This is a genomic window from Alicyclobacillus shizuokensis NBRC 103103, assembly GCF_001552255.1.
GTDB classification, from domain to species: Bacteria; Bacillota; Bacilli; order Alicyclobacillales; family Alicyclobacillaceae; genus Alicyclobacillus_G; species Alicyclobacillus_G shizuokensis.
This window is the reverse complement of sequence record NZ_BCQV01000032.1, coordinates 1-5,185: the sequence shown is the minus strand read 5'-3', so window position 1 is coordinate 5,185 and position 5,185 is coordinate 1. Positions and strand designations below refer to the sequence as shown.

Below are 5,185 nucleotides of genomic sequence, written 5' to 3'. Positions count from 1 at the left end.
ACACCCCAACTGACTACGTTGACGTATATTCGCCGTGTGTTACACTTAAGATGAAAAGAGAGCCGAAGGAGGGTTGCCTTCGGCTCCTGGGCACCGACGCCTCAGGCGTTTCCCTGCCCATGAGTTTGGGCAAGTAGCCGCCCCATAGGCGCGAACCTTTATGGAAGGCTGCTTAAAAACCCATTGCCCCATCCAGCCACACATGCTAAATTGAAGGTGACAACCACACACCGCACGGGAGCTTGGTGGAACCAGGCTGAGAGGGTGGCTGTGAGCCGCCGACCGTAACACCTGATCTGGGTAATGCCAGCGTAGGGATCCGCTCAAAATGTGGAGATGTTTGGACCGCCGTGGCATTCGGCGGTCTTTTTCGTCCGATTCCACATTCGCCGTTTCTCGAATGACCATGCGCAGGTCTTTACGAGCATGGTCTGCGCACGCGCCCCTCCCCTGGCCTTCCGGCTCCCCGGGCAAGGAGGAATATGCCCTATGCCTTCATCCGTGTTTGAGTCCGACTACGGCGAGTGCTTCCCGAACAGCCGCAAGGTGTACGTCACGGGATCCCGCCCGGACATTCGCGTCCCGTTTCGGGAAATTGTCCTCTCTCCGACCACAGGTGGTTTTGGGGAGCAGGAAAATCCGCCTCTGCGCGTATACGACACGAGCGGCCCGTATACGGACCCAGCCGTGGCGACCGATGTGCGTCGTGGCTTGCCGCCGCTGCGCCGCAACTGGATCTTGGAACGCGGGGACGTGGAAGGGTACGAGGGACGCACCCTGCAGCCTGTGGATGACGGCGTCAAGGACCCCTCGCGTCTGGGCGAGGGTATTCCGTCCGGTCTGCGCCGCCAACCGCTGCGCGCCAAGCCGGGACGCACGGTGACGCAGATGCATTACGCGCGTAGGGGCATCATCACACCCGAGATGGAGTTTGCCGCCATCCGCGAGGGGATGGACCCGGAGGTGGTACGTCAGGAAATCGCGGCCGGTCGAGCGATTCTGCCAGCCAACATCAACCACCCGGAGAGCGAACCGATGGTTATCGGGCGCAAATTCCACGTCAAGATCAACGCGAACATTGGCAACTCAGCCGTCGCCTCCTCGATTGAGGAGGAGGTGGAAAAGATGCGTTGGGCGACGCTCTGGGGCGCGGACACGGTGATGGACCTGTCCACGGGGAAAAATATCCATACGACGCGCGAATGGATCCTCCGCAATTCCCCCGTCCCCATCGGCACGGTGCCGATTTACCAGGCGCTGGAGAAGGTGGGCGGCGGCGCGCCCGACCTGACCTGGGAGGTCTTCCGCGACACGCTCATCGAACAGGCGGAGCAGGGCGTCGACTACTTCACCATCCACGCTGGCGTGCGGATCGCGTACATCCCGCTGACCGCGAAACGCGTGACCGGGATTGTGTCCAGGGGTGGATCCATCATGGCAGCCTGGTGCCTCGCCCACCACAAAGAAAACTTCCTCTACACGCACTTTGAGGAGATCTGCGAGATCTTGAAGTCGTACGACGTGGCCGTGTCGCTCGGCGACGGGCTGCGCCCGGGGAGCATCGCGGACGCGAACGACGAGGCGCAGTTTGCGGAGCTGGAGACGCTGGGGGAACTCACGCGGATGGCCTGGAAGTACGACGTACAGGTGATGATTGAAGGCCCTGGTCACATCCCGATGGATAAAATCCGCGAGAACGTGGAGCGCGAAATGGAGGTCTGCCACGAAGCGCCGTTTTACACCCTGGGACCGCTGGTGACCGACATCGCGCCGGGGTATGACCACATCACCTCGGCCATCGGAGCGGCGATGATTGGCTGGTTTGGCACCGCGATGCTCTGCTACGTGACCCCCAAGGAGCACCTGGGCCTGCCAGGCCGAGACGACGTCAAGGACGGAGTTATCGCCTACAAGATTGCGGCCCACGCAGCCGACCTGGCGAAAGGGCACCCGCAAGTGAGGGTCTGGGACGACGCGTTGTCAAAGGCGCGATTTGAGTTTCGTTGGCGTGACCAGTTTCACCTCTCGCTCGATCCGGTCCGCGCCCAGGCCTTCCACGACGAGACGCTGCCCGCGGAGCCGGCGAAGACGGCCCACTTCTGCTCGATGTGCGGGCCGAAGTTCTGCAGCATGCGCATCACCCAGGACATCCACGCGTATGCGGCCGAGCGCGGACTCTCCTTAGACGAGGCGGTGGCGGTTGGAATGCGGGAGAAGGCGCGCGATTTTGTCGACGGCGGCGGTACACTGTACCGGTAGGCGGGGCCCCCGCGGGCGGATAGGCCGGCGAAGACGGACGAACTCAAGGCCCGGCGCATTCCCGCTCGGCCACTGCCGCCAAGGACTCTTCCCCGCGGTACGCGACCCGAAACTCGGACAGGAGATTGCGATGCACCGCTCGCCCGATGCAAAAGCGGACGTTGGGGTGGCGGATGCTGCAGGCAATGCGGCCGTCGGCCTGTTTCACCTCCACCGCTCCATCCAATCCGGTGGGGGTCCCAATCTCTCCGACCTGCACGGCGGTCTGCGCAACCAGCCTTCCACCGCGCACAATGCCCCGGACCAGGATGGATTGGGCCTCGACTTCGCTCGCGTACACGCCGGCTCCGCGCACGGTGACGGTGCCGGTGGCCGATACACGGCTCAACGACAAGCTGTCGGCGACCACCGGGGCGGGCTCAGCGTCCTGCAGAACGCGCAGGGCCCGCTCACACTCGTCCAGGGTAAGGGCCAGTTTCTCCACGTCCGCGGGCCCCAGGCGGGTGCGGGCGATGCCGGTCCAGTGCTGGGCCACCAGGTCGGCCAAGCGACGGTAGGCGGCCGGATATTCTCCAAGCGCACACCCCTTATCCGCGGCAACCTCGTCCAACAGCTGCATGAGTTGCGTATGCTTCTCGGTCAAGAGAATGTGGCCAAGCCGCCGCAAGTTCGTGCCGTTGACGCGAGGGTCTTGCAGCAGCGTTAAGTAGTTTCCGTGAAAGGGCGCGAACGCCTCCTCGAGGCGGCGTACTTGGGCCGCCAATTTGCGCGTGTGGGCGTCACTGAAGCCGGCCGCCACATCGGCGTTGACGATGCTGCCGCGCACCCACACCCCCTCCCCCGCGCAGGCAGTGGAGGCGACGACATCGCCATGCACCACGAGCTGGCCGCGCACCCGCAGAATGCTGCCCTCCAAGACGGAGCCATGGATGGTGACATGCCCGTCGAATTCAATCACGCCGTCGTTGCGGCCGATGTCGCGTTCGAGCGTCAATTCGGGTATGACATCGATGCGCTCTGTATCCACCACCGGGCGGCCGCTGGCAACAGCCACGACACGCCCGCCGACCTCCACCACATTCTGGCCGAGGGCGGGCAGGCGGGTGGGCACGTGGGCCGGGATGACACGGCCGAACACGTCTCGTCCGGGCACGCCGGGAACACCAGGCACCAAGCGGGCCAGGGTGGCGCCAGCCTGCACCGTCTGCAGGCGCTTGCGCCGGAGGAGCACATCATATTCGGTGGGAAGGGTGACGGCTTCGTAGCGGGCGGGTTCTTCCAACTGGGCGGGACGACCACGAAGAATGACACGCTCCGTCGAAGCCGCTGCCGAGGTGACCTCCAGTATCGCCTGTTCATCAATGTCGCCCTGAAAGCCGCGCTCCTGGATCATGCGCCGGATGACGTCCGGATCGTCCGGTTCAGGTGGATTGGACCGCTCCTCAATCACCAGCTGCAGACTGTGTTGTGGCGGCTGATGGGGAATGTGCAAACACAGACCGGGCTCCACCTCCGCCTTCGCAATGACGGCCAGACTGTCCGGGGTGACACTCAAGCGGTAGCTGCGCCGCCCCGACTGGCGGCGGGTGACCAGCTCAATGCGCTGAGATTGGTGGACAACGACGTCGCCCACCACGGGGCTGCCATCCACCAGAACCGACAACAGCGGGTGTTCCGGCACCTGGAGAGTGGCAAAGTCGCCGCTCTCATCCGGGTCCTCGACCACAATGCGCTGCTCGACCACAGACACACGGCCGTGGCGCAGCCGCGAAGATGGCACGGAGGCCTTCGCTTCGACGGTGTGTACCGCCTGCGATGCGGCAGGCAGGGGCTCTGGGGCTTGACGCGGACGGGACTGCGGCGGTTTTGAGCGCGCCCGGTGGCGCGCGGTGCCTATATGAGTCCACAGTGAACGACCTGTACGGATGATTCTTTGTCTCAAGGTTTGCATTTCCCTTCCCCCATAGGCGAACTGCGTGATGGCACAACGCAACTACGGCATCATAGCCCGTTGATAGAGCACAATCAGGTCGTCCAGGCGCCGGCTCTGCTTCAAGACTTCAGCGTCCGTCAACTCTGCGGCCGCGTCGGCTGCTTCGTTGAGCCGGCGACGTTGCACTTCTATGCGGGCGAGCAAGGCCTGAATCTGTTCCGAATTGAGCGGCGGCGACCAGTAGAAACCTTGACTCAACTCGACGCCGACATCGAGCAGGGCAAGCAGGTCTTCCCGCTCTTCCACGCCTTCGGCGATGACGGCGGCGCCAGACTCCATGAAGCGAACAAATGACGCCAACAACCGCTGGCGGATGCGCGAACCGGCAACCCCACGCACAAGCGACTGGTCCACCTTGAGGAAATCGGGATCGAGTGTGACCAGGGTACGGACCTCCGTCCGCCCCGCCCCAACGTCATCCACGGCAATCTTCACGCCCATGCGGCGCAGCGGCCGAATCTGCTCCGCCAGATGCACGGCATCAAAGGCCACGGACTCGGTGATCTCGAGGACCACCTGGTGGGCGGGATGAGCGGTCAGGGATAACAGGTGTTCCAATTCGGAGACAAAGCGAGTCGATAAGAGACTTGTGGGCAGAACATTGATGAACAAAGGCCGCTCGGCCTGGTGTCCCAGTTGGGGTTGCGATAAGAGCGCGCTGCGCATCGCCAGGAGATCCGCATCAAGGCCGCGACCGTGGCGATGGGCGGCGGAAAACCATTCGTTGGGGGAAAGCACAGAACCATCCGCGGGAAGGCGCGGGCGGCTCAGCGCTTCGTGAGCGAACAAGCGATGCGCGGTGTGATGAACAATCGGCTGGTAGGAAGTGGTCAGCGATTGGTTGGCCAACACCTCGTGAACCGTATGCGGGCTCAGAACGGACGAGTTACCAGATGGATTGGGGGTTGGAAAATTATACCCCCCCCCCCCCCC

Annotated in this window: 3 protein-coding genes and 1 riboswitch; of the genes, 1 reads left to right on the top strand and 2 read right to left on the bottom strand. The window is 63.5% G+C overall.

The features are described 5' to 3' along the window. Window positions 1-224: 224 nt before the first annotated feature. A riboswitch (TPP riboswitch) is annotated at window positions 225-335 on the top strand. A 154-nt stretch (window positions 336-489) separates the two neighbouring features. Next, window positions 490-2,259 (top strand): phosphomethylpyrimidine synthase ThiC, encoded by a 1,770-nt coding sequence (thiC, locus tag ASH01S_RS12655; RefSeq protein WP_067928794.1) that lies wholly within the window; start codon window positions 490-492, stop codon window positions 2,257-2,259. Between the two features lie 43 nt (window positions 2,260-2,302). Here the strand turns inward: thiC and ASH01S_RS12650 are convergent, their stop codons facing one another. Further along, complete coding sequence (locus ASH01S_RS12650; protein ID WP_067928792.1) at window positions 2,303-4,210, bottom strand: flagellar assembly protein A; 1,908 nt, start codon at window positions 4,208-4,210, stop codon at window positions 2,303-2,305. 42 nt (window positions 4,211-4,252) lie between these two features. After that, window positions 4,253-5,185 (bottom strand): EAL domain-containing protein (locus ASH01S_RS12645; protein WP_083517131.1); only part of this gene is annotated, 933 nt, incomplete at its 5' end.